This window comes from Streptomyces sp. NPDC030798, from assembly GCF_055572275.1.
Genome location: NZ_JBVIDR010000022.1, coordinates 1 through 21,405, shown reverse-complemented (window position 1 = coordinate 21,405; position 21,405 = coordinate 1). Strand labels below are relative to the sequence as shown.

The window sequence follows — 21,405 nt, the reverse complement described above, 5'->3', positions numbered from 1 at the left end:
CCCACGGATTACCAGCTCCGTGACCGTCACGCAGCGCTGCTCTCGGCCGTTCGACCGGCTCCGGCGGAGCGGTGCGTGATCACCTTCCCGGCCGGGTCGTGCCAGGTGGCAGGATGGCTGACATGGACATTCGCCGAAGGAACAACGTGACGGTCACCGGTCCGGCGGGCGCGCCGGTGGTGGTGCTGGCGCACGGGTTCGGCTGCGACCAGAACATGTGGCGCCTGGTCGTGCCCGCACTGGCCGAGCGGTACCGGGTGGTGCTGTTCGACTACGTCGGCTCCGGCGGCTCGGACCTGTCGGCATGGAGCCAGGAGCGGTACTCCGCGCTCGACGGCTACGCCGAGGACGTGATCGAGGTCTGCGCGGCGCTGGACCTCGAGCACGCCGTCTTCGTGGGGCACTCGGTCAGCGCCATGGTCGGCGTCCTGGCCGCCCTGGCCGCACCGGAGCGGATCGGGGCGCTGGTGATGGTGACGCCCTCGCCCTGCTACATCGACAGCGACGGCTACCACGGCGGCTTCAGCGCGCAGGACATCGACGAGCTGCTGGCCTCCCTGGAGTCGAACTACCTGGGCTGGTCCTCCGCCATGGCCCCGGTGATCATGGGCAACCCGGACCGGCCGGAGCTGGGCCAGGAGCTGACCAACAGCTTCTGCGCCACCGACCCCCACATCGCCCGCGTCTTCGCCCGCACCACCTTCCTGTCCGACAGCCGCAACGATCTGCACAAGGTGTCCGTGCCGACACTGATCCTGGAGTGCACCGAGGACGTCATCGCACCGCGCGAGGTCGGCGCCTACGTGCACGCGGCGATCCCCACCTCCCGCCTGGTCACTCTCGACGCCACCGGACACTGCCCCCAGTTGAGCGCCCCGGAGGCCACGGCCGAGGCCATTCTCGACTTCCTGGAGAGCCGGCCGTGATGTGCCCAACGAACGGCCCGCCCGATCCCCCCGGCAACGACGGCGGGGAGGCCGACAAGGGCGTGGACGCGGCCTTCACCGCCCTGTTGGAGGACAGCGCCGACGACCTCTACGAATCGGCGCCCTGCGGGTACCTGTCCACGCTGATGGACGGCACCATCGCCAAGGTCAACGGCACGCTGCTGACCTGGCTGGGGCTGCGCCGCGAGGACGTGGTGGGGCGCAGGCGCTTCGCCGACCTGCTGACGGTCGGCGGCAAGATGTACCACGAGACGCACTTCGCGCCGCTGCTGCGCATGCAGGGCCAACTGCGCAGCATCGCGCTGGAGTTGAAGACCTCCCAGGGTGGCCGGCTGCCGGTCTTGGTCTCCTCCGTCGTCAAGTACGGCAGCGAGGGCGAGCCCCTGCTGATCCGTACCACCGTCGTCGACGCCTCCGACCGGCGCGCCTACGAAGAGGAACTGCTGCGCCGGCGCCAGGACGCCGAACAGGCCCGCGCCGAGGCCGAACGCGCCCGCGCCGAAGCGGAACGCGCCCATGGCGAGGCCGAACAGGCCCGTGCGGAGGCGGAGCGGGCCCGGCGGCAGGCCGAGGCCGACCGTGAGCGGCTGGCCGACGCGCTCGCCGTGCTGCAGAAGTCGCTGCTGCCCGACATCCTCCCGGCCGTGCCCGGGCTGGAGACGGCCGTCCACTACCACACGGCCTCTCCCGACCAGCTCGGCGGCGACTTCTACGACCTGTTCCCCATCGGCGGCGACCGGTGGGCCTTCTTCCTCGGCGACGTGTGCGGCAAGGGCCCCCAGGCCGCCACCCTCACCTCGCTGACCCGCTACACCCTGCGCGCCGCCGCCCATCACGACCCCGAGCCCGAGGCCGCGCTCACCACGCTGAACACCGTTCTGCACGACCGGTACACGGCCGACGGCGACCCCCGCTACTGCACCTGCATCTTCGGCATCGTCGAGCCGGCGCCCGGCCACGACCGCGCCACCGTCCGCCTGGCCTCCGGAGGCCACCCCCCGGCGCTCGTCCTGCGCGCCGACGGCCGGGCCGGCTTCCTGCCCACCCCGGGGGGCCTCCTCGTCGGTGCCCTGCCGGCCGCGCCCTTCGTCACCGCGGAGACCACCCTGGGACCGGGCGACACCCTGCTGCTCTACACCGACGGCCTCACCGAGGCCCGTACCGGCCCCACCCGCGGCAGTCTCTACGGCGAGGACGCGCTGCTCGCCTTCGCCGCCGAGCACGCGCCGGCCGCGCCCGACGTGGTGATCGCCGCGCTGACCGAGCTGCTCAAGGGCTTCGGCACCGGCCTCAACGACGACACGGCTCTGTTCGCCCTCGGCGTCCCCGCCCCCCGAACCTGATCGGCCTCGCTCACCGGCGGGACCGGCCGGGGTCGGCCGCCGGCTCCTGCGTCAGCCGCTCCTTCTCCGCCTTGAGCTTGCGCCACACCGTGCCGAGGGCCTCGAGGTCCTCGGCGTCGAGGAGGTCGGTGAAGACCGGTGCCAGGATCTCGCGGCGGGTGGCGTCGGCCTCGGCGAAGACCCGGCGGCCCTCGGCGGTCAGCGAGACCTCTACCGACCGCGCGTCCCGTGCCGACGGGGTGCGGGCCACCAGCCCTCGCGCCTGGAGGGCGTCCACGACCCGGGAGACCTGGCTGCGGCTGAGCATGGTGCTGTTGCCGAGGACGGAGGCGGGCACCGGTTCGGGGCTGGACGCGAGCCACAGCATGACCTCGAACCAGGACACGGGCAGGTCGTGCGCCTTGGTGAGGGCCCGGTCGACGCGCTCGGTCAGCACGGTCCCGGCCCAGACCAGGCCGTAGAAGGCGTAGTCGGCGGCGGGCATCTCGGCCTGCGGGAGTTTCTTCGGCATGGCGGGAGTATAAGCGGGTTGCGTGTGCACACACATATCTCTATGGTTGTGTGTGCACGCACATAAACGGCTGAAAGGCATCACCATGTCCACCACCCCCCGCACCGTCCTCATCACCGGCACCTCCTCCGGCATCGGCCTCGCCGCCGCCGTCGCCGCGGCCCGCAGTGGCTGGCGCACGGTCGCCACCCTCCGCGACACCACCCGCGCCGACGCGCTGCGCAAGGCCGCCGCCGAAGCGGGCGTCGAGCTCGACATCCGTCGGCTCGACGTCACCGACGAGACCTCCGTCGCCGCAGCCGTCGAGGGAGTGATCGCGGACCACGGCCGCCTGGACGCCGTCGTCAACAACGCGGGCGCCGGCCATGTGGGCACCCTGGAGAACGACTCCCTCGCGGACGTCCGCGCGGTGATGGAGGTCAACTTCTTCGGTGTGCTGAACGTCTCCAAGGCTGCGCTCCCGCACCTGCGCGCCACCGGCGGCCGTCTGATCACCGTCACCAGCGTGGGAGGCGTCATCGGCCAGCCGTTCAACGAGGCGTACTGCGCCGCCAAGTTCGCCGTCGAGGGCTACATGGAGAGTCTGGCCCCGGTGGCCCGGACGCTGGGGGTGAGCGTGTCCCTCGTGGAACCCGGTGCCGTGGCCACCGAGTTCGTGAACAACCTCGGCTTCGACATCGACGCCCCGATCGACGCCGGCCCCTACTCCGACGCGCTGCGCCACTACATCGACCGCACGGTCCCGCAGTTCCTGGACGGCAGCGCGCAGACCCCGGCCGGGGCGGCTCAGGCGGTGCTGGAGGCTCTGAGCGCCGACCGGCCCGCGTTCAGGATCCAGACCTCCGACTGGGCCCGCGCCTTCGTCGCCACCAAGCTGGCCGACACCGACGGCTCCGCGGTCCAGAACCTCACCGACGCCTGGGTCGCGTGACGCCGGGAGACGTCACCGGCGACACCGCGGACGGCCAGGCGCGGTCCACCGCGACCCGGCCGGCCTCCGGGTGAACCACGCGCTCTTTCCCGCGCGTCCCCAACTACGGTGTCGTCCGTCACCTACGGCAGGGGAGGAACCGTGCAACAGCCGAACGCGGCGCTCGTCGAGCGCATCGCCGAGCGGAGAAGGGGAGGCGACGACCCCCGCGCCCTGGTCGGTGAGATGCGCCGCTCGGTGCTGCTGGTGCCGGTGGCCGACGGGGGCCTGTGGTCGGTGCGTTCGGGCGGGGTGCGGTGGATCGCCTCGCGGCCGACGGCGAGAGCGTGGTCGAGGAGGTCCGCTTCACCTGGGACGGCCTCACCCTGTGCGAACAGACCAGCCACCGGCCGGACCTGCCGCACACGGTCGCCCTCACCTGGGACCACCGGGACGTCGTACCCCTCGCCCAGACCGAGCGCCTCCTGACGGCCGACAGCCGGCAGCAGGAGATCGACCGGCGGTTCTTCGCCATCGCCACCGACCTGATCGGCACGCCGACCGAACTGATCGACGACAGGGGCGAGATCGCCTGGCGCACCCGGAGCACGCTCTGGGGGACCACCGCCTGGGCCGCGGACAGCAGCGCCTACACCCCGCTCCGCTTCCCCGGCCAGTACTACGACCCCGAGACCGGCCTGCACTACAACTGCTTCCGCCACTACGACCCCGAGACCGGCCGCTACGCCTCCCCGGACCCGCTGGGCCTGGCCCCCGCGCCGAACCCCGTCGGCTATGCGGACAACCCGTACGCGGGGTGCGACCCGCTGGGGCTGATGCCCAAGTACACGAAGGAGGAGAAGGCCAGGCAACGGAGCGTCAAGACCGCCGACGGGGTCATCGAGAGGGCGCAGGACGGCACGTTCCGCAAACACCCCAAGTACCACGGGGACAGCATGCACGGCTTCAGCGACGAACGGGTCCTGGAGATCCTGAAGAACCCGGACGCGGTGTACCAGTCGTCGGGCTCGGCCGGAAAGCTCATCTTCCGGCAGGGCGAGGACGTCGTCGTGACCCATGGCCCCGGCTCCGAAGCGGGCCAGGCCATCACGGCGTACGGGCCGTCGGGCATCAGGGGAGAGTCCGGAGCGACGGCGCTGGGCGGCAAGCCCACGGACCCCGGCGCGCCGATCACCCACGAGGACATCGTGGAGGGAAGGATCCCGGGCAAGGACGGATTCATGCCCCCCGCCGTACAGATCAAATGAGGCAGCACTGACCATGCAACTGACCTTCGACGGCGACTGGCGTGCCACGGTGACGGACGCTCCGCTGCAGATCACCCCTCGCTTCGCGGGCAACTCCCTGGACCTCGGGCCCTACGCGGACGCGCAGGAACGCGAACGGTTCCTGGCGGCGACGTTCGGCAGCGGGCCATGGCTGTGGGACACCCCCGACGTGGCCCGGTTCGACCCCGACAGCCGGGAACTGGTCGGTGCGGAGTTCCAGTTGCCGTACGTGACCGCGGAGGCCGAGACCTCCAGGCGCGTCCCGGTGATCCCCGCGGTCCGCCCGGGCGGCCTCCACGCGGACGAGGCCCGGGACTTCCGGCTGGAGATGTGCCTGGCCATGTGCCGTGTTCCCGGGGACGGCATGCTGGTCTGCCTGCGCGATCTCGACGTCCTGGAGGCGCCACTGGAGGCCTGTATCGGCATCGCACGCGACGTGGCGCTCCTGGTCCAGCACGGCACCGTCGTCGGCTGGCGGCTGACCGACCCGGTCCGGTACCTGACCACCGGCTTCACCGACCCGGACCCCGCCCCGCCGGCCGACGCCACCCGCCGGCTGTTCACCGAGTGCCTGGACCTGGTCACCCAGCCGCTGTTCGACGCCCTGGACGACGGCGACCCGGTCGCCCTGGCCCGGCTCCGGGCCGCCGACGAGGCCCTGCGTGCCCAGCGCGAGGACCGGCACCGGGCCGGCGCCCTGCTCGCGCTCATCGGCACCCTGGTGGAGGACTACGGCGACGGGTGACGGCCGGCAGCCGTGGCCGGGAGCACGTGGTCGCCGAGTGTGTCGGTGCTCAGGCACAGCGAGCACACCACCGCGTCGTGCGTGGCACAGGCCGCCAGGTCCGGGCGCTCGTACGGCTGGTGGCAGACATGGCAGTCCAGGGTGACCGCGCTCGGGTTGCCGTCCGGGTCCAGCAGGGGCTCGGCGATGCCGTCGTCGGTGCGGCGCAGGTAGTACCTGCCCTGGGTGACGACCGCCATCAGCGGGGTGACGACGAAGTCGATCACGGCCGCCGCGACGGGGGAGTACGGCTGCGGGGTGTCACCCAGCAGGTGGAAGTACAGGGCGATCGACAGGCCCGAGGCGGCCACGAAGGAGACGACACCGACCGGATTGACCGCGTGGAGCATGCCCCGGCGGAACTCCGGCCGGAGCGGGGACAGCTTCAGCAGGTACTTGTTCGGCACCCGTCTTTCGCGGGCGGATCAGGACGATGGGACCAGGGGCGTCTCCTTGCCGAGGCGGCTCGTGGTGGTGTCGGGGTACAGGGTGGTCTCGCCGTTGTCCCGGCGGACGACGAGGTCGTCGGTGTGGTCGTCGGCGGTGAAGTCGCCGGTGGTCATCGCCTTGCTGCGGGTCCACAGTGCGCTCGGCTTCCTGATGCGCGACTCGGTGCCGAGGCCGGAGGCGGTGGTACCGGGGTAGGTGTCGAGTTCACCGTCCGACCACTGGACGAGCAGGTCCCAGGTGTCGTGGCCGGAGAACTGGCCGCTCGTCAGCAGGGAGGCCTTCTTCCACGGGCCGTTGGGGCTCTTGAGCCGGTGCTCCCGGCCGAAGGTGCCGGCGCCCACGCCGGTGTAGAGGGTCAGTTCGCCGTCGCTCCAGCGCACGATCAGGTCGGTGACGCGGCCGCCTGCGGTGAAGCGGCCCGCCGTCATCTGGACCGCGTGCTTCCATGTGCCGCCGGGCCCGGTCATCCGGGTGCCGGCCCGGTCCAGGCCCCGGGCGCCGACGTCCCCGTACAGCGTCACCGCGCCGTCCACCCACCGGACCAGCAGATCGAACTGGCCCGTTCCGGTGAAGTCGCCCGCCGTGATCGCCCTGGCGTCCTTCCAGCGGGAGTTCTTCGCCAGCAGCCGCCGCTCGCGCACGAAGCGGCCCTCGCCGTCGCCGGTGTACAGGGTCGTCTCGCCGTCGTCCCACACCACGACCATGTCGCTGCGGCCGGTGCCGCTGAAGTCGCCCGACGCCAGCAGCTTCGCGTGCTTCCAGGTCGACCCGAAGCCCATGGTGTACGGCAGCGGCGGCTGCGTGTAGGGGCCGTGGTCGGGGTTGATGCCCTGCTGGGCGTCGGCGTAGAGCTGGAAGAAGCGGTCGCCGTACAGCGGGCTGTAGGTGATCTCGTTGTACCGGGGATCCGTGGGAGGCACCGCCGGGCCGCCGCCGTTGTAGCCGCCGACGTTGCCGATGATGGTGCCGGTGTCGCCGGAGGCGTCGAACCGGGAGAACCACGGTCCGCCGGAGACCCCGCCCCACATGCCGCCGCAGTCGATCCGCATCTGGTCGTACCCCCGCAGCGCGGCGGTCGTGGTGACGTCCGGGCAGCGGAACGCCTGGTCCTGCGGGTTGTGTGCGACCTTCGGATAGCCGACGACGGTCACCTTGTTGGCGAAACCGGGCGTGCGCGCCGGCGTGTTGGCGCCCACCACGTCCTGCACCTTGCGCGTGCCGTTGGGCTTCAGACTCGCGAAGGCGAAGTCGAGGTCGGAGTTCTTGCTCTTGTCCGAGGCGTACCTCTTGTCGCGGAACCACTTCCTGACCGCCCAGACACCGTACGGCTGGTTCGCCGCCGACTTGGTGGCGTCGTACCGGGGCACGAACATGGCGTGCTGTCCCACGCAGTGCCCGGCGGTGAGGATGAGGTCGTGCCCGGTGCTGCGCACCACGGCGGCCGAGCAGGCGTGCCCCCGCATGCCGAGGCCCGTGTCGAAGAGCATGCCGACGGACTTGATGCCCTTGAAGTGCTGCCCCGTGAGCCCTCCGGAGGAGGCCTGCTGCCGGATCGCCGTCCAGCCCCGGGGCGGTGCGCCGCGGCCCGAGGGGTCGGTGGCCGCCCCCATCCGCTTCTTGGTCCAGAAACGGATCGCGGCCTCGCCCGTCCAGTCGTCGTCGGCGGCCGGCAGCGGTGTGACCGGAGCCGTGGACCCCGCGGCGGGCGGGGAGGCCGACGCCCCCGGTGCCGAGGGGCCGGGTGTGCCGGCCCGGGACGCCGCGGCGTCGACCAGCAGCAGGGCGGCGGCGCTCAGCGCTGCGACGGCGCCGAACCGTATGCGTGTGGCGAGCAATTCAGACTTCTCCAGAAGGGCGGGCCGGACGGCCCGCGGCGTTCGAGGGACGGGCGGAGGGGCTGCGGCCGCTCAGCGCGGTTCGGGCGAGCCGAGTCGCATGCCGAGGCCGCACACCTGCACCCGCTCGGGACGTCCCTTCGCGTCGGACAGCCGGAGGAGGGAGCCGTCACGCGCGGTGGGATGCGGCGGCCGCACCGAGATGCTGGGGGTGTCGCCGGCCGGGAGATAACAGCTTCCGTCCGGGAGGGCGGACGGCGCGTAGAAGACCGGGAACGTCACCCCGTGGCCCGGCCGGAGCACCAGATGGACCGGCTTGGCGCCCTTCTTCGGCCGCGCCGCGACGTCCGGCCCCTTGCCCACGTAGACGTCGAGCGCCGGGTAGCCGTCGAAGGCGCAGTCCTTCGCCCCCTTGTTCGTGGCGCTCAGCGTGGCCGTCGGCGTGTGGTCCGGCTCGCCCGGGAGACGAGTCAACCTCCAGCTCAGCTGGTGCGTTCCGCAGGCGGCGAGCGGGGTGTCCGACGATGTGCCGGTGCTGTCGACCGCACCGCAGCCGACGGCGGCCGGCAGCGCCACGAGAGCGAGCGCCGCGACCGCCGCTGCACGCCTCACCATGAGACATCCCCCCGGGTGAGGCTCCTCCGCGGGACCCGGGTGTCACCGCTCCTGCCTCACTCACCGCACAGCTAGATGCGGGCAGGCCGGGGAAGGTTCCAGGTCCGTCGATCATCCAGCAGCCGGGCATTGTCGGACCCGGTCGCCGACCGGGCTCCCGGTCGGGGTGGCGACGATGGAGAAGCACTTCGAGGGCCCGGGCCGCGCTGTTCAGCAGGCAGCACCGCGCGGTGCGGCGGTGCTGCCAAGGGTCCGGCGGGGCAGCGACGCGGACGGCCGCGGTGCTCGACGAGCAGCGCGGCCGCCGGGAGGCAAGGGACGGTCAGGGGCGCACCGGCTTGCCGCGGCCCCAGGCCCAGGCGAGGCGGTCGGCGCCGGACCGGTTGGTGGTGGCCAGCCAGGGACGGGCGGGGTCGCCGATCAGCTTCTGGATCGAGTAGGTGTCGTCGGTGCGCAGGCCGGGCCAGTACACCGAGCCCATGCCGAGCTTGCGGAAGGTGTCGGTGTCGGCCTGGATGAAGTTGACGTAGTTGTCGTCGGGGGCCGGCCTGTTGTAGTCGAGGCCCGTCGTCATCGGGGCGCCGAACTCGTCGGCGACGGTGCGGCCCGCGCAGTCGCCGATGCGCTCCTTGAGGTCGGCCACCCACTGGTCGTACGTCGCGTAGCTCTTCCAGAAGCCGTAGTGGTGCAGCGACAGATACGTCCCCTTCAGGCGCGGGTCCGCGCAGACCGAGGTGACGTGGTCGTTGTAGCCGGCGCCGCTGACGAAGACCCGGTCGTGCGGGACCGACGGGTAGGTCGACAGCCACTTCGCGGCGATGTCCGCCCACTGGCTGTCGGTGTAGCCGTGCGGCTCGTTCATCGGCTCGAAGTAGACGTGCCGGTTGTGCTGGTAGGCCTTGACGACGGTGTTCCACATGGGCCAGTAGGTGGCCTCGTCGTCGATGAAGCCGTCCTTGTCGGCTCCCGTGCCCTCCCAGTAGGAGACGATCACCTTGAAGCCCTGGTCCGTCGCCGCGTCGATGACGCCGCGGTACGACTTCCAGTACGAGCCGTTCACCGTGTACGGGTTGATGGGGATCCGTACGGTGTTGGCGCCCAGGTTGGCCCGGAACGCGGCGATCACCCGGGTCGCCTTGGTGTAGGTCCGGGCGTAGCTGTCGGAGAGCGACAGGCCGGACAGCACCACGGGGTCATTGGCGTAGTTGTCGCGCGGGTCGGCCCAGTTGACGCCCCGGAACTGGGTCGTGCCGTGGCCGGGCACCGCGGCGGTGGCGGGGGTGGCGGCCAGGGTCGTGCCGCTGAGCGCGGCGATCGCAGCCGCCACGAGGGTGGCGCGGGCCCGGGAGGAGAGGCGGGCTCTGGTGGGGGTCTTGCGCATCGGACGTGCCCTTTCAGGAGAGGCGGCTCGACGCCGGGCCGGGGGCTCGCGGGGACGAGGGGGCGTCGTCGTGCGACCCGGCCACGGCGCCATGTTTACGTGAACATGGCCCGCGAAAAGGAACGGGCGGGATCTCCGCCCGGGCTGGTCACGCGGCGATGTTTACGTAAACTCGAAGGCCTCGGAATCGTGGCATCCGCCCCAGCGGCCGTCAAGGTTTCCCACGCGTACCATCCGGTGCGAGGCGGAGGCGGGAGTGGTGGGCCGATGGATCTGAACGAGCCGGAGCAGCGGGTGGCGCAGCCCGCGGGTGGCGCGCGGCGGGGTGGCTCCGGGGTGCCCGGCGGGCGCCGCAAGCAGGGCGTCTCCATGGCGGACGTGGCACGGCTCGCGGGCGTGTCGTCGCAGACGGTCTCCCGCGTCGCCAACGGCCACGCCGGGGTGATCACGTCGACCCGGGAGCAGGTGCTCGCCGCGATGCGCGAGCTGGGCTACCGTCCCAACAGCGCCGCACGCGCCCTGAGGTACGGCCGGTTCAACACCATCGGCGTGATCCTGTTCAGCCTGTCCTCGACGGGCAACAGCCGCACCGTGGAGGCGATCGCCACGCACGCCGCGGCCGAGGGGTACGCCATCACCCTGATCCCCGTCGACGTGCCCACGCAGGACAACGTGCTGGGGGCCTTCACGCGCATGGGCGAGCTGGCCGTGGACGCCGTCATCGTCATCATGGAGATCCACCTGCTCGACACCGCCACGGTGCAGCTGCCCCCGGGCGTCCACGTCCTCGTCGTGGACTCCGACGCCGGGGACCGCTACAGCGTGGTCGACACCGACCAGGCCGACGGCACCCGCAAGGCCGTCAGGCACCTGCTCGAGCTCGGCCACCGCACCGTGTGGCACGTGACCGGCCCCGAGACCTCCTTCGCCGGCCAGCGCCGCACCGAGGCCTGGCGGACCGTCCTGCAGGAGGCCGGCTGCCCGGTCCCGCCGCCGCTGCACGGCGACTGGTCGGCCGAGTCCGGGTACGCGGCCGGCCTCGCGCTCGCCGCGGAACCCGGCTGCACCGCCGTGTTCGCCGCCAACGACCAGATGGCCCTGGGACTGCTGCGCGCCTTCCACGAGCGCGGGCTGTCCGTGCCCGCCGACATCAGCGTCGTCGGCTTCGACGACACCCCCGACGCCGCCTTCTTCATCCCGCCCCTCACCAGCGTCCACCAGGACTTCGCCGAGGTGGGCCGCCGCTGCGTCGAGGGCGTCCTGCGGCAGATCCGCTCCGGCGGCGGCTCCCGGCCCGGCACCGACCTCGTCCCCACCCGCCTGGTGATCAGGAACAGCACCGCCCCGCCCCGCGGCTGACCCCGCCCGGACGCCCGAGCCGGACACGGACCGCGCGGTGCGGGGTAGGCGGGGAGTGAGAAACCGGGCCGGCCCGGCGAGATGAGCGCACCATGGCTGTTGTGGTTGCCCGATATGCGGGGCCCGGCCGGCGCATGTGCCGCCCCGGCGCGTCACCCTGGCCGCCGAACGTTCCGTGCCGCATCGTGGACGGGGCTGCTGACCTGCGGGAAGACCGCTCCACCCGCCGCACGCGCCGATGCGGGCGCGCCGGCGGGGTCGGCAGGTGGAAGGAGCGAGTGCGATGAGCCGAGCCAACCGGCGTCCGGAGCAGCCGGACTCCCCGCTGCAGTGGGGGCCGACCCCCAGCGGTCTGATGGACCTGCTGGGTGTCGCCGCGGTGCTGCTGGAGGCCGACGGCAGGGTCGACATGTGGAGCCCCCAGGCCGAGGAGCTCTTCGGGTACACCCGCGGCGAGGCGGTCGGGCAGTACGCGGCGCCGCTGCTCCTGCACCCCGAGCACCAGGAGGGGGCGATCCGGCTGTTCGCCGAGGTGATGGAGACCGGCCGGGGCTGGGCGGGGTCCTTCCCCGTCCGCACCAAGGACGGCAGCACGCGGATGGTCGAGTTCCGCAACATGCGCCTCACCGACAACCTCGGTGACCACTACGCCCTGGGCCTGGCCACCGACCGCTCCACCCTGTGGCAGGTGGAGCGCAACCTGGCGCTTTCCACCCGGCTGGTCACCCAGGCCCCGATCGGGCTGTCCGTCCTGGACACCGACCTGCGGTACGTCGTCGTCAACCCGGCCCTCGCCGCCATGCACGGCCTCCCCGTGGACGACCACGTGGGCCGCAGCTTCCGCGAGGTCCTCTCCGGCCCGTGGTTCCTGCCCGCCGAGGCCGCCATGCAGAAGGTCCTGGCGACCGGCGTGCCGATGGTGGACCAGCAGGTGGTGGGCCGTACCGCCGCCGACCCGGAGCACGACCACGCCTGGGCGGTGTCCTTCTACCGGCTGGAGGACCACCTCGGGCACGTGCTGGGCGTCGCCAACGTGGTCGTGGACGTCACCGACCGCTACCAGGCGGCCAAACAGGCCGACCGGGCCCAGCAACGGCTGCGCCTGATGGCCACCGGCTCCGCCCGCATCGGCACCACCCTGGAGGTGGAGCGCACCGCACGGGAACTGGCCGACGTCCTCGTGCCCGACCTGGCCGACTTCGTCGCCGTCGACCTGCTCGACCCCTTCCTGCGCACCGGTCGCACCGACATCGGCGACGGCCCGGCGCTGCTGCGCGCCCTGGCGGTGAAGACCGCCTATCCCACCGACGCCGCACAGGCCCTCGTCCCGCCCGGCAGCCTCACGACGTACCACACCGACCACCCGGCGGCCCACTGCCTCCGCACCGGCCGCCCCCTGCTGATCACCCACCTCGGCGGCAGCGACCTGGACCGCATCGCCGCCGACTCCGACGCCGCCCGCATGCTCGCCCAGGCCGGGGTGCACACCGACATGGCCGTGCCCCTCATCGCCCGCGGCCAGACCATCGGCGTCATGGGCCTGGCCCGCGCCCGCAACCCGATGCCCTTCGACGAGGACGACCTCGCCCTCGCCTGCGAACTTGCCGCGTGCGCCGCGCTGAGCATCGACAACGCCGTGCTGCACCAGCACATCCGCAGCGCCGCGGAGACCCTGCAGCGCAGCCTGCTGCCGCAGCTCTCGCCCCGCCACCCCGGGCTGGAGGTCGCCGCCCGGTACCGGCCGGCGCAGGCCTTCAGCGAGGTCGGCGGCGACTGGTACGACGTCATCGCCCTCGACGACGACCGGACCGCCCTCACGGTCGGCGACGTCATGGGCAGCGGCATCCCCGCCGCCACCACCATGGGCCGGCTGCGCACCGCCACCTCCACCCTCGCCGGGCTGGACCTCGACCCGGCCCGGATCGTCACCCACCTCGACCGGATCACCCACGGCCTGGACCCCTACATCGCGACCTGCGTGTACGCGGTGTACGACCCGCGGCACGCGCGGCTGCAGGTGGCCTCCGCCGGCCATCTGCCCCCCGTCCTGGTGCGGGCGGGCAGGCCGCCCGAACTGCTCGACCTGCCCACCGGCACCCCGTTGGGAGTCGGCGGCGTCCCCTTCGCCACCACCTCCCTCGACCTGGCGCCCGGCGACGAGCTGGTGCTCTACACCGACGGGCTGGTCGAGACCCGGCACGACCCCATCGACGAGCGCCTGGCCGACCTGCTGCGCCTGCTGTCACGGCCGGACCGCTCCACCGAGGAGACCTGCGACCGGCTGCTGCAGGAACTGCGGTGCCCGGCCGCGTACGACGACGTGGCCCTCCTCATCGCCCGTGCCCAGCCCTTGGAGGCCGACCGGCGCCACCGAAGGTGATCCCATGGGTCCTGGCGCCCGTGAGGTTGTCGTAGACGACCGCACCGGTCGACTTCTTCCAGATCTTGATGCGGAAGGTGTCCGGCGCGTTGGTGACGGTGATGCGGAAGGCATAGCCCCCGCTGCCGTTGACCGTGCCGGAGCCCTGGTAATCGGCTTCGGAGCCCGTGACGACCAGCAAGTCCGAGCCGGTAGACCGGAAGCTCAGCCTGGCGGCGGGGTAGTGGAAGGCCGCTCCGCCGCTCGGCACGGTCGCCCCCGTCCGGTACGCGGCGCCGAAGGTGAAGGTGGCCGGCCCGGTCAGCGTGGGCCGGGCCGGGTAGGCCCCGGCCGGGGAGGCGATCATGCCGGCGCCCGCCGCCGGTCCGGCGGCACGGTCGTACACGATCAGCTCGGGCAGCGTCGATCCGGCGGAGCCGCCGTCGTCGTCCACGACCGTGATCACCGGACGGCGGATGCCCGCACCGGCGTAGCGGTGGGCGGCCTCGCAGCCGGACGCCGTGACGGTGCCGGACGTGGGCGCGGTGCCGTCCCGCCAGTCGACCGCACAGGTGTGGCTGTCACGGGAGCCCGCGTCGGTGAACCGGGCGGTGACGACCGCGCGGTGCCCGGCCGCGACCGGGGTTTCCGGGCCCGTGGCCGCGGTGATCACCGGTGACGCGTTGCCCACCGTGACGGTGAGCGTGTCATGGCTGCGGCCGCCGGTCAGCGTCACCGTGTAGGTGCCGTCGTCCGTGCAGGTGAGGGTGGTCGCGAGGGCGGCCGGGTCGGAGAACGTGCACGGTGCCCCGTCCTCGACCGTCCACACCGGGCCGCCGGCTCCCCAGAGGGTGCCGGTGACCGGGATCGCGTCGCCCTCGGTGCCGTGCGCGTCCGGTCCCGCGTGGACGACGGTCACCGGGTCGATGCTCGTCAGCGTGGGGACGACCGGCCGGATCAGACCGTCCGCGTCGAACTCCAGCCTGTCGACGGTGGTCTCGCGGTGCGTGCCGTCACCGCCGGGGATGGCGAAGCGGTGGTAGGCGATGTACCAGTCGTCGGTGTTCGGCACGTGGACGACGGAGTGGTGGCCGGTGCCCTTGATGCCCAGGGAGAGGTCCTTGGAGAGGATCACGCCCCGTCTGGTCCAGGGGCCGGTGGGGGAGGGGCCGGTGGCGTAGGCGACGCGGTAGTTCTCGTCCCGCGTGTCGTTCTCCGACCACATGAAGTAGTAGGTGCCCTTGCGCTTGATGACGAAGGAGCCCTCGTTGTAGCCGCTCGGCGTGATCTCCTTCAGCTTCGAGGTGTCGATCGAGGTCATGTCGGCGTTCAGCGGCGCCACGTACGCGTGCCCGTTGCCCCAGTACAGATAGGACTGGCCGTCGTCGTCGGTGAACACCGCCGGGTCGATCATCTGCCCGGGGCGCTCCCCGGCCGTGAGCAGCGGCTTGCCGAGGGCGTCCTTGAACGGGCCGGTGGGGGAGTCGGAGACCGCGACCCCGATGCTGGCGTCGGCGCAGAAGTAGAAGTAGTACTTCCCGTCCTTCTCCGCGATCGTCGGCGCCCACGCCCTGCTGTCCGCCCAGCTCACGTCCGGCCCGAGGTCGAGGACGACGCCGTGGTCCTTCCAGTGGACCAGGTCGGTGGAGGAGTACGCCTTGAACTGCGTGCCGCTCCAGCCCTCGAAGCCGTCCGTCGTCGGGTAGAGGTAGAAGGTGTCGCCGAAGCGGACGATGTTCGGGTCGGCGTTGAGGCCCGGCAGCACCGGGCTCTTCATGACGAGCGCGGAGACCGTCCAGGTGCGCTTCTTCCCGTCGGACCCGGTCACCTCGTACGTCACCGGCTTGCCGAAGTCCTGCACGCTGCCGGAGGCGGGGCTGATCGCCGCGCCGTGGGCGAGGGTGAACTCCGGGGCCAGCGCGGTGAGATCGGTGCCCTCCTTCATCGGCAGCGTGATCCTGCTGTCGGCGTCGTCGATGATCGCGTCGACCTTCAGCGCGGGGTGGGTGGCCTTCGCGATGCCCGCGGTGTTGCCGCTGAGCTCCATGACCTCGGCGGCCGAGAGAGCCCGGTCGTAGATGCGGAAGTCGTCGACCTCACCGCCGAAGTACGGGTCGGCCGAGTACAGCGACTTGCCGATGTAGCCGGTGTAGTCCTTGCCGGCGTCGTACAGATCGGACGGCTTGATGGTGGTCGTCGTACGGGCCGCCTCGACGCCGTCGACGTAGAGGACCATCGTGCCGGTCGAGCCGTCGAGGGTGACGGTGACGTGCCGCCACTCGCCGGGGGTGAGCCGCGAGCCGGCCGTCAGCTTCGACTCGGCCGACCAACTCGCCTTCGTGATGGCCGAGTAGAGGCTGGAGCCGCCGTTGGAGGGGGTGGCGAAGAGGTACTTGTCGCTGTCGGGGCCGAGCCCGAACAGCCACTGGAAGTTGTCGCCGCCCTTCCACTTGGCGTACGTCGACACGGTCACGCTGTTCGCGTTCTTCAGCACGCCGTTCGGGATACGGACGTACGGCGAGGTGGCCGAGGAGCTCGAACCGCCGGACATCCTGAACGAGCCGCCCTCGACGCCGGTGCCGAAGTCGGGCGTGTGGACGTAGGTGCCGTGGTAGCCGTGGCCGCTGGAGTCGCGGGCGATGGTGCCGCCGCTCTCGTCGAAGCGGTAGTGCAGCAGCAGGTCGGCCGGGACGTCGGGGCCTTCCTCGGACACGGTGACCCGGGCCTGGACGGGTGTCGCGGCGCCGTCCGGCAGGCTGCCCGTCACCGTGAAGGTGCCGGCCTGCGCGTACCGGGACTCCGGTACGTCCTCCCAGGTGACGGCGACCGGACGCTTGACGCCGTCGGCGTAGGTGGCGATCACGGTGGCCGGCAGGACCGGCGCCTCACCGATCCGCGTCTTCACCGGCACGTCCTCGACGCTCTCCACCAGCTGGTCCGGCTGGTAGGCGCGCAGCAGGCGGTCGTACTCGGCCTGGGTGACCGGCAGGACCGTGCCGTGGCGGGGCTTGGCCGGCAGGTCGTAGCCGGTGGCCGGGGTCCAGTTCCCGGACGCGAGGTCCGTCGTCTCGAAGGGGATGTAGCCGCGCCCGCCGAACTCGTCGAGGAACGCGTACCACTTCTCCTCGGTGTTCGACTTGAACACCAGCGGACCCTCGGCCGCGCTCATCGCGCCCTTGCCGATGCCCTCGGCGACGGGGCTCCAGGACCCCAGGATCGAGTCGCTCTTCTCCTCGAAGATGAACTTGCTGTTGGGGGTGGAGGAGGTGTTGTTCCGCTCGTCCTTGGAGAGACGGAAGTAGGTGCCGTCGTGCTGGATCATCGTGGAGTCGATGACCGAGTAGCCGCGGTCGATCCAGACCTTGGGCTCGCTGAAGGTGTAGAAGTCACGGGTGGTCGCGTACATCATGCGGTTGTACGTGTCGCCCGAATGCGCGTCGTTGTCGTACAGCTTCGACGCCCAGAACACGACGTACTCGCCGAGCTTCGCGTCGTAGAACGCCTCAGGGGCCCAGGTGTTGCCCGCGCTGTCCGGCGAGACCTTCACCAGCCTCTGGTTCGTCCAGTGGACCAGGTCGGTGGACTCCCAGACCATGATGGACTTGCTGCCGGTGCGCTGGGCGGCGTCCCAGTCGCCGTTGCCGTAGATCCTCAGGTCGGTGGCGATCTGGTAGAACTTGTCGCCCTCCGGGGAGCGGATGATGAACGGGTCGCGCAGGCCCTTCTCGCCCAGCGTGGAGGTCAGGACCGGCTTGCCGTCGTTCAGCTCCCGCCAGTGCAGGGGGTCGTTGCCCTTGCTCAGGGCGGCGTAGAGCTGCTCGCCGTCCGCGGTGCCCTCGCCGGTGAAGTAGCTGAACATGTAGCCCTTGAGGGCTTCCTTCTTCGGCAGTTCGGGGACCTTCGCGGTGAAGGCGCGGGTCGTCTTCGCCTCGCCCTTGGTGACGGTGGCGGTCAGGTCGACGCTGGTGGCGCCGTCGCCGTGCGCGGGGCGGTGGACGATGCCGTCGGCGGAGATCACGTCCGGATCGGCGGAGGACCAGGTGACGTCCGTGCCGAAGTCGCCCTGCGCGGGCAGCGTGAGATTGCCGCGTACGTCGTCGAGGTTGTGGACGGTGAGGGCCTCGGCGGCCTGCTCGGTGGCCGTCTTGTCGTCGAAGGCGGGCAGGACCGTCACGTCGAAGGACTTGGTGTCGCTGACGGTGCCCTTCTTCAGGGTCGCCGTGAGCGTGGCGTGGCCGTCCGGTTCGCCGGCGGCGGGACGGGTCACCTTGCCGCTGTCGGACACCACGGACGGGTTGTCGCCGGCCCAGCTGATCGTGGAGCCGCCGGCCGTGCCGGTCTTCGGCAGGTCCAGGTCGGCGGTGACGGCGCTGGTGTCGCCGAGGCTCAGGGCCGCCTTGTCGTCGGCGACGCCCTGGGTGGCGACGGGGAGGGCGAGCTGCTCGACCTCGGAGGCGGACAGGGCCCGGTCGTAGACCCGGAAGTCGCGGATGCGGCCCTTGAACAGCTTGTCGCCCGAGTAGACCGACCGGCCGATGTAGTCGGCGGTGGTGCTGCCGGAGCCGATGGCGCCCGGCGTGATGGTGACCGTGGTGTTGCGGCCGACCTCGACGCCGTCCTCGTAGAGCACACCCGTCGAGCCGGTCTGGGTGTAGCTGAGGTGCTTCCACACCCCCCGGGTCAGGCTGTGCCCGTCCGCCGGCTTCGTGGTCTGCTCCGTCGACCAGTTGCCGGTCGCGATCGAGGTGCGCAGGGAGTTGCCGGTGGCGAACAGGTACCCGTTGCCGTTGCTGCCGCTGGAGTTGCCGAACCCGTAGAGGAAGTACGGCGTGCTCTGCGCGGGGTCGATCAGCACGTCCGTCGAGACGGTGATCGCGTCCATGCCCTTCATGATGTCGTCGGGCACCTTGATGTAGGTGTCCGAACCGTTGAAGGCGAGTCCCTGACCGGACGCCGACCAGTCGGCGGTGCCGTTCACCGTGCCGGTCCGGCCGTGCCCGGAGGCGTCGGGCACGCTGCTGCCGGAGCCGGTGTCGAGCTTGTACCACAGGGCCAGGCCGTCGGTGATCTCGGCGGACCCGGCCGCAGGTGCCGTCCCGGCCGCCTCCGCCGCCTGCGCCGGAGCGGCGGAGGCGGCGAGGGTCAGGACGACGGAGGCGGCGGTGAGTCCGGCGAGCCGGCCCGCCGGGCGTCTCACGCGCCGGCGCGGTCGTACGGTGTGCGTCATGGAGGCGTTCCCTGCTCAGGTCTGGGGCGTGGGGGTTCAGTAGCCGACGCGGAAGGTCGCGTCCTGCTGGTCGGTGGCCGTGGAGATCGGGTCGATCCGCAGCACGAAGTCGGAGTGGCGGATGTACCGGGTCGGGTAGTTGTGCGACCGGAACGACGACCAGCTCGCGTCCGCGAGACCCGCCGTGCGGTGGAAGGTGGCGTCCGCGGCGAACGTCGACGTGCCGTCGTTGAGGTCCAGTCGGAGCTGGTAGTTGTAGTGCCTGAGGTAGCGGGTCGGGTAGGTGACCGACTGGAAGGACACTCCGGTGCTGTCGGCGAGGCCGGGCACGAGCTGCCACAGGGAGTCGGTGTACGGGTCGAAGGGGTACTGGTCGATGCGGCCCACGTAGTCGGAGTGGCGCACGTACCGGGCCGGGTAGTTGTAGGACTTGAGCCGGTTCCAGGCGGGGGCGCCCCACTGTGCGACGAGGTTGTCGTACTCGGTGGTGCTGAGCGGGGTGATCCCGCAGTGCTTGGAGTTCACCGGCTGGGTGTAGGTCTTCTGGTCCAGCGCGGTCCAGGTGCCCGAGGACAGGTCGGTGCTCTGCCAGGCGTAGAAGACGCCGTTCGGGGTGTAGGTGTCTCCCCACAGGTACCAGGTGCCGGAGGTCTGCGACTTCACCAGGGTGGGCGCCTCGGTGCCGCCGTGCGCCACGCCCGTGCTGAACTCCTTGAAGCTGCCCGGGTCGAGGCTGGTGGAGCGGGCGCCGACCAGCGTCTGGTTCTTCTTGAAGTACAGGTAGTTGACGCCGTTCACCCCGACGGCCAGGTCGCCGTCGATCACGTCGTAGCCGGGGTCGAAGAAGACCTGCGGGGCCGAGGCGGTGACGAAGTCGGTGGTGTGGTTCACCATGATCACGTTGTGGCCGCTGGAGTCGACGGCGGAGTAGATGAGCGCGTACTGGCCCCGTCCCGCGTCCCAGAACGCCTCCGGCGCCCAGGCGTGGGTGTTCATGTCGTGCAGCTTCAGCCGGTGGTAGCCGGTGAAGGTGCGCAGGTCGGTGGAGTTCCACACGTGCACGTACTGGCTGACGTAGCTCCAGTCGGTGCCCTTGAGGTCGGTGGCGAGGACCACGAAGGTGCCGTCCTGCTTGCGCAGGACGAAGGGATCGCGCAGGCCCAGCGCGCCCTCGGTCGGCGTGACGAGGGGCTTGTTCTGGTTCAGCGGCATCCAGTTCAGCGCGTCGGTGCTGACGGCCAGATGGAGGCCGTAGTCGGTGCCGGTGCCGTTCGGCGACTCGGTGAAGTAGGCCATCGCGTAGGCCGAGCCGGCGGCCTGGGCGGTACCGGCGCCGAGACTCAGGGCGCCGGTCATGGCCAGGGGAGTGGCGGCGGCCATGCCGAGGAAGGAACGCCGGGCCAGGGGGAGGCGGGAGGCCATACGTGCTCCAAGGGATGTGCGGGGCCCAAGGACGGTCGGGGCGCGCGGAGGGGGACGCGGTTCTATCGATACACTCTGATCGATATATCGAACAAGGTTCGATGAATCGGTCAGACGCTAGGGTGTGAGCATGGCCGCGTCAATGCCTCGGGCTCAACGTCGTGCCTGACGGGGGAGGTTGGGCCGGCGCGCCGCATGCGATGATCACGGCACCGGGCCCGGCCCGGACCTCCGCGGACGGAAGGACGAGACCATGGCGACCGAGGCGGTCCCCGCGACGGCGGACCCGGAGCACGCGCGCATCCCCCGCACCGCCGCCGGGGGCACGGTCATCCTGCTCAACGGCACGTCCAGCTCGGGCAAGTCCAGCATCGCGCGGGCCCTGCTCGACCTGCTCGACGGCACCTGGTTCCACCTGCCGGTGGACGCCTTCCACGGGATGCGCGGCGGCAATCCGGTCCCCGGCCAGGACCTCCAGGCGGAGATCGACCGCACCGTCAAGGGCTTCCATCGCGCGGTGGCCGGGATGGCCGCGGGCGGCAACAACGTCGTCGTCGACCATCCGCTCAGCCGCCGCTGGCGCCTGCTGGACCTCATCGGTCTGCTCGTGCCCGAGGACACGGTGCTGGTCGGGGTCCGCTGTCCGCTGCCCGAGCTGGAGCGCCGTGAACGTGACCGCGGAGACCGGCAAGTCGGGCTGGCCGCCCTGCAGTTCGACCACGTCCACTCCCACGGCCTGCACGACCTGGACGTGGACACCAGCCTGCTCTCCCCCGAGGAGTGCGCCCTGCGCATCCGGGACTTCCTGCCGGACCGGCCCCGGCCCACCGCCTTCCAGCGGCTCGCGGCCGCGCTCCGGCAGACCCACTGACGCGCACCGGGGGGGGGGGGGGGGGGGGGGGGGGGGGGGGGGGGGGGGGGGGGGGGGGGGGGGGGGGGGGGGGGGGGGGGGGGGGGGGGGGGGGGGGGGGGG

13 protein-coding genes and 2 pseudogenes are annotated in these 21,405 nt (G+C 71.6%); 8 read left to right on the top strand and 7 right to left on the bottom strand.

What is annotated here, in order from left to right; genetic code table 11:
* The first annotated feature begins 122 nt into the window (after positions 1 to 122).
* A complete protein-coding gene (locus ACZ404_RS34945; protein WP_468447071.1) occupies positions 123 to 926 on the top strand; it encodes an alpha/beta fold hydrolase in 804 nt (267 codons plus the stop codon).
* On the top strand, positions 926 to 2,290 hold the full coding sequence (locus ACZ404_RS34940) for a PP2C family protein-serine/threonine phosphatase (protein WP_468447069.1): 1,365 nt from the start codon (positions 926 to 928) through the stop codon (positions 2,288 to 2,290). The genes ACZ404_RS34945 and ACZ404_RS34940 overlap by 1 nt, the downstream gene beginning before the upstream one ends.
* A 10-nt stretch (positions 2,291 to 2,300) precedes the next feature.
* Here the strand turns inward: ACZ404_RS34940 and ACZ404_RS34935 are convergent, their stop codons facing one another.
* Positions 2,301 to 2,801 (bottom strand): MarR family winged helix-turn-helix transcriptional regulator, encoded by a 501-nt coding sequence (locus ACZ404_RS34935; RefSeq protein WP_468447067.1) that lies wholly within the window; start codon positions 2,799 to 2,801, stop codon positions 2,301 to 2,303.
* A gap of 85 nt (positions 2,802 to 2,886) precedes the next feature.
* Between ACZ404_RS34935 and ACZ404_RS34930 the strand changes: the two genes are divergently transcribed.
* The 3 genes and pseudogenes from ACZ404_RS34930 (at position 2,887) to ACZ404_RS34920 (ending at position 5,745) form a co-directional block, all read left to right on the top strand.
* Positions 2,887 to 3,732, top strand: coding sequence for an SDR family oxidoreductase (locus ACZ404_RS34930; RefSeq protein WP_468447066.1), 846 nt, complete (start codon positions 2,887 to 2,889; stop codon positions 3,730 to 3,732).
* A gap of 287 nt (positions 3,733 to 4,019) precedes the next feature.
* Positions 4,020 to 4,979: pseudogene (locus ACZ404_RS34925) on the top strand (RHS repeat domain-containing protein); the annotation flags it as partial.
* 13 nt (positions 4,980 to 4,992) lie between these two features.
* Positions 4,993 to 5,745, top strand: coding sequence for a hypothetical protein (locus tag ACZ404_RS34920; protein WP_468447064.1), 753 nt, complete (start codon positions 4,993 to 4,995; stop codon positions 5,743 to 5,745).
* Here ACZ404_RS34920 and ACZ404_RS34915 read toward each other — a convergent pair.
* The 4 genes and pseudogenes from ACZ404_RS34915 to ACZ404_RS34900 all read right to left on the bottom strand — a co-directional run.
* A pseudogene (locus tag ACZ404_RS34915) lies at positions 5,730 to 6,185 on the bottom strand (allantoin permease); the annotation flags it as partial. The gene ACZ404_RS34920 and the pseudogene ACZ404_RS34915 overlap by 16 nt on opposite strands.
* 24 nt (positions 6,186 to 6,209) lie before the next feature.
* Positions 6,210 to 8,069 (bottom strand): FG-GAP-like repeat-containing protein, encoded by a 1,860-nt coding sequence (locus ACZ404_RS34910; RefSeq protein WP_468447062.1) that lies wholly within the window; start codon positions 8,067 to 8,069, stop codon positions 6,210 to 6,212.
* A 72-nt stretch (positions 8,070 to 8,141) separates the two neighbouring features.
* On the bottom strand, positions 8,142 to 8,684 hold the full coding sequence (locus ACZ404_RS34905; protein WP_468447060.1) for a DUF4232 domain-containing protein: 543 nt from the start codon (positions 8,682 to 8,684) through the stop codon (positions 8,142 to 8,144).
* Positions 8,685 to 9,006: 322 nt separating this feature from the next.
* Complete coding sequence (locus ACZ404_RS34900; protein ID WP_468447058.1) at positions 9,007 to 10,065, bottom strand: cellulase family glycosylhydrolase; 1,059 nt, start codon at positions 10,063 to 10,065, stop codon at positions 9,007 to 9,009.
* 267 nt (positions 10,066 to 10,332) lie between these two features.
* Here ACZ404_RS34900 and ACZ404_RS34895 point away from each other — a divergent pair, with 267 nt between their 5' ends.
* Together ACZ404_RS34895 and ACZ404_RS34890 are read left to right on the top strand one after the other, a co-directional pair.
* A complete protein-coding gene (locus tag ACZ404_RS34895; RefSeq protein ID WP_468447056.1) occupies positions 10,333 to 11,424 on the top strand; it encodes a LacI family DNA-binding transcriptional regulator in 1,092 nt (363 codons plus the stop codon).
* Between the two features lie 283 nt (positions 11,425 to 11,707).
* Entirely contained in the window at positions 11,708 to 13,804 is a 2,097-nt protein-coding gene (locus ACZ404_RS34890) for a SpoIIE family protein phosphatase (RefSeq protein ID WP_468447054.1), read from the top strand.
* On the opposite strand, the gene ACZ404_RS34885 is transcribed toward ACZ404_RS34890, so the two are convergent.
* Entirely contained in the window at positions 13,755 to 19,010 is a 5,256-nt protein-coding gene (locus ACZ404_RS34885; protein WP_468447052.1) for a family 43 glycosylhydrolase, read from the bottom strand. The genes ACZ404_RS34890 and ACZ404_RS34885 overlap by 50 nt on opposite strands.
* 36 nt (positions 19,011 to 19,046) lie before the next feature.
* On the bottom strand, positions 19,047 to 20,432 hold the full coding sequence (locus ACZ404_RS34880; protein WP_468447050.1) for a glycoside hydrolase family 43 protein: 1,386 nt from the start codon (positions 20,430 to 20,432) through the stop codon (positions 19,047 to 19,049).
* Between the two features lie 253 nt (positions 20,433 to 20,685).
* On the opposite strand from ACZ404_RS34880, the gene ACZ404_RS34875 reads away from it, so the two are divergent.
* Positions 20,686 to 21,303 carry a chloramphenicol phosphotransferase CPT family protein gene (locus ACZ404_RS34875; protein WP_468447048.1) on the top strand — a complete coding sequence of 206 codons (618 nt, stop codon included), beginning with the start codon at positions 20,686 to 20,688 and terminating at the stop codon, positions 21,301 to 21,303.
* The last annotated feature ends 102 nt before the right edge of the window (positions 21,304 to 21,405 follow it).